This window comes from Bacillus yapensis, from assembly GCF_005280205.1.
Taxonomy (GTDB): Bacteria; Bacillota; Bacilli; order Bacillales; family Cytobacillaceae; genus Robertmurraya; species Robertmurraya yapensis.
Genome location: NZ_SUND01000038.1, coordinates 1 through 3,108 on the forward strand (window position 1 = coordinate 1; position 3,108 = coordinate 3,108).

Here is a 3,108-nt window from a genome sequence, read left to right on the forward strand (position 1 = left end):
AAGATACTATATATTCATAAATTTAATAGTACAAATAATAATTCTTTAATGAAATATAAAAGAAGTAGTTACTATCGCAAGATACGTTAATAACTACTTCTAATACTAGTACAATTAAGGCCGGTTACACGGATCAAGTTTTCGGATTAAGTCATTTGTTAGGGTTTCGTTTTGCACCAAGACTAAGAGATATAAGTGATGCTAAATTATATACCGTTTCTTCTCCTAACGATTTTCCAAACATAAAAGGCATACTTCGAGGTAAGATTAACACAAACGTTATTAAAGAGAATTTTGATGATGTATTAAGGCTAGCACATTCAATTCGAGAAGGAAGAGTTTCTGGATCATTAATCATGGGGAAATTAGGTTCGTATGCAAGACAAAATAAAATAGCTACAGCTCTTCGGGAGATTGGAAGAATTGAAAAAACAATCTTTATTCTTGACTATATTACGAATGAAACATTAAGAAGAAGGATACATCGTGGACTAAATAAAGGAGAAGCCATGAATGGATTGGCTAGAGCTTTATTTTTTGGTAAACGTGGTGAATTCAGAGAACGGGGCATACAAGATCAACTACAAAGAGCTAGTGCATTAAATATATTAATCAATGCAATTAGCGTATGGAATACTGTGTATTTAAGTGAAGTAACAAAGGAATTTAAGAAAAATAATATTCTAAGGGAAGAATTGCTTCCACATATTTCACCTTTGGGATGGGAACATATTAATTTTCTTGGAGAATATAAATTTGATTCGCATCGATTACCCACAAATTCTCTAAGACCATTAAATAAAAATTAACCTATAACATATAAAGCCAAATTCCTTAACGTACAGGTATTTGGCTATTTCTATATCGAATTTTGCTTAGCGTACAAAATTTCCGAAATGTTGGCTGTACCCCTATGACCTGCAGCTTATAAAAGAAGAAAATCGCTGGTTTGTTAAGGAAATGAAAAATCAATAATTACGATAATAGGAGGGTGCAAGATTATGAATTTCGGAGAAAATATTCAAACTTGGTTTTCTACTCAAATTGGAGCTTTGTTTATGGTTATTATTGGAGCTGTCGCTATCTATTTCTTAGTAAAAAGAGAGTTTTTTAGTGTGTATTTTTAACTTAATAGACGAACATTATCAAGCCTTTTAGGCAATGACTTCCTATGGAAGCTGAGGGCTTAACACTTGTTCCAATCCAGCTAGGTGACTATACTTTCGAAACATATTGTTAGCCGTCATACGGCTTAACTTTGGTCCTTTGTTAGATAAAAATAAATAAGGACTGTCTGTATACTTATGTTTTTTTCGTAATTCCAAGTAATCTTTTAAAGCTTGAATGACTTTTTGATTTAAAAGTACAGTACGCTGTTTGTCTCCCTTACCAGAACGAATGACTAACTCTGATGATAATAAGTGTAAATCTCGACTAATCTCAATACTTAAAGCTTCACTAATCCGGCAGCCTGTAATAAACGAGTATTTAAAACAGAATCAGAAATTGAACGGTTGACTAGACAATAAAAAATTAGCTTAGATTTGATATTTGTTCGTTATTTATATATCACGCTTTCTTCTTAAATTGAATATATATGGTTGTATAAAAAAATAAACGTCCAAGTCACCCTGAATCTAAGTAAATTTCCTAAACATAGTGCATAGGATAATTTTATAAATCTGTGAAGGGAATGAGAAAGATGTACTATTTTCCTTATATTTATCCATATCCTTATTATGTTAACGTGCCAATGTATAACTATGGAAGACAGCCTGTTTACTGGACTATTCCTAATGAGATAGAGTATGCTAAACAATTAGGTTTTTTACAATCGTCAAAGGGAAGAGGTAAAATCAAGTTAAAAGATTATGGACCAGAACCGTTTGTAGTTAATATCAATGCGGCTGCAAAACAAAACAATACGTATCGTACTGCTTTATGGACAGGAAAACATTTGCAAGTTACATTGATGAGTATCAATGTTGGAGAAGATATTGGTTTGGAAATTCACCCTAACGTTGATCAATTCTTACGTATTGAACAAGGTCAAGGAATTGTTCAAATGGGCAAGAGTAAAGATAATTTAAACTTTGAAAGAAAAGTCTATGATGACTCTGCCATTATGATACCTGCTGGAACATGGCACAACGTAATCAATACAGGTAATATCCCGCTAAAACTTTACTCGATATATGCACCTCCACAACATCCACATGGTACTGTACATGTAACAAAAGTCGATGCCATGGTAGCTGAATAAAACTACTGTGAGTAATAAAAAGAGGAACGTAAAATATATTATTAGAATTGTTCTTACGAAATTAGAGAACTATTTTGTTACTATTTTATATATTTGTTATTCAATTAACCTGCTCTTATCTACAGTATCAGCGACAAAATGTTGATATAATGCACCTTATATCTTTGTGTTCATGTAGTAATAGATACACGTTTTAAGGGCTTGACTTGAGTCCCCTGTGGGTACAATTGATCCTGTGAAGGTTGTAGCAGTTTTTCCATCAGGCAACGAGCCTATCTATCACACCTACCGCGCTTTCGCTTACTGTCCTTGAAGTTTAGTCTGGAAGAAGTACACTTCCACACTAAACTTCAAGGTTGTTTCTTTCTCCAGTTACCCCTACTTTTCCTTAAATTTTTATATATAATTTTGCTATGTTTAATAAGAATAGTCGGGTTCCCGATAATAAAACGGTTTAACCAATTCAATAAACTTAACTTTGATATAAATAGATGAACGCATGTTATAACAATGATTCCAATAATCCCCTCCATCACTCCTTCTACTTTAATTGATCCAAAAGCTAAATAAGCTAAAAAAATAATGGCTCCAAAATCATAGGGGGTAAGTTGTGCTAGTGCGGATTTCCCTAAAAGTTTTACGGCTAAAATAAACACAATAAATAAAAAATTAATTTAACTAAAAAAATAAACAACTTCTCACACCTCGTTACTAAGATAGTTCGTGTTATTGACGCCTTTTAATGGCAAGAAATTGACGGAGTTAATTGTCAATAATCTGACGGAAATATTGGCCAAAACAAGGGGGAAGCCCGTAACCTGCTAAAGCCTCCCCTTAAACTAAAT

At 32.8% G+C, this 3,108-nt stretch carries 3 protein-coding genes and 2 pseudogenes; 3 read left to right on the forward strand and 2 right to left on the reverse strand.

Annotation, left to right across the window (positions count from 1 at the left end; translation table 11 throughout):
- Nucleotides 1–68: 68 nt before the first annotated feature.
- Nucleotides 69–809, forward strand: a pseudogene (locus tag FAR12_RS23020) (Tn3 family transposase); the annotation flags it as partial.
- A 192-nt stretch (nucleotides 810–1,001) separates the two neighbouring features.
- On the forward strand, nucleotides 1,002–1,127 hold the full coding sequence (locus tag FAR12_RS24060; RefSeq protein ID WP_281275712.1) for a hypothetical protein: 126 nt from the start codon (nucleotides 1,002–1,004) through the stop codon (nucleotides 1,125–1,127).
- Nucleotides 1,128–1,169: 42 nt separating this feature from the next.
- Here FAR12_RS24060 and FAR12_RS23025 read toward each other — a convergent pair whose 3' ends face one another.
- Nucleotides 1,170–1,478 carry a tyrosine-type recombinase/integrase gene (locus tag FAR12_RS23025; RefSeq protein ID WP_126411076.1) on the reverse strand — a complete coding sequence of 103 codons (309 nt, stop codon included), beginning with the start codon at nucleotides 1,476–1,478 and terminating at the stop codon, nucleotides 1,170–1,172.
- A 224-nt stretch (nucleotides 1,479–1,702) separates the two neighbouring features.
- On the opposite strand from FAR12_RS23025, the gene FAR12_RS23030 reads away from it, so the two are divergent.
- Nucleotides 1,703–2,263: a cupin domain-containing protein gene (locus FAR12_RS23030; RefSeq protein WP_126411075.1), complete on the forward strand. Its 561-nt coding sequence runs from the start codon at nucleotides 1,703–1,705 to the stop codon at nucleotides 2,261–2,263.
- A gap of 377 nt (nucleotides 2,264–2,640) precedes the next feature.
- Here FAR12_RS23030 and FAR12_RS23910 read toward each other — a convergent pair.
- A pseudogene (locus tag FAR12_RS23910) lies at nucleotides 2,641–2,937 on the reverse strand (DUF421 domain-containing protein); the annotation flags it as partial.
- Nucleotides 2,938–3,108 lie beyond the last annotated feature (171 nt).

What these genes read in the sequence shown, in the direction of transcription:
- FAR12_RS24060 (WP_281275712.1), top strand. Translation starts at nt 1,002, where the DNA reads ATGAATTTCGGAGAAAATATTCAAACTTGGTTTTCTACTCAAATTGGA.
- FAR12_RS23030 (WP_126411075.1), top strand. Translation starts at nt 1,703, where the DNA reads ATGTACTATTTTCCTTATATTTATCCATATCCTTATTATGTTAACGTG.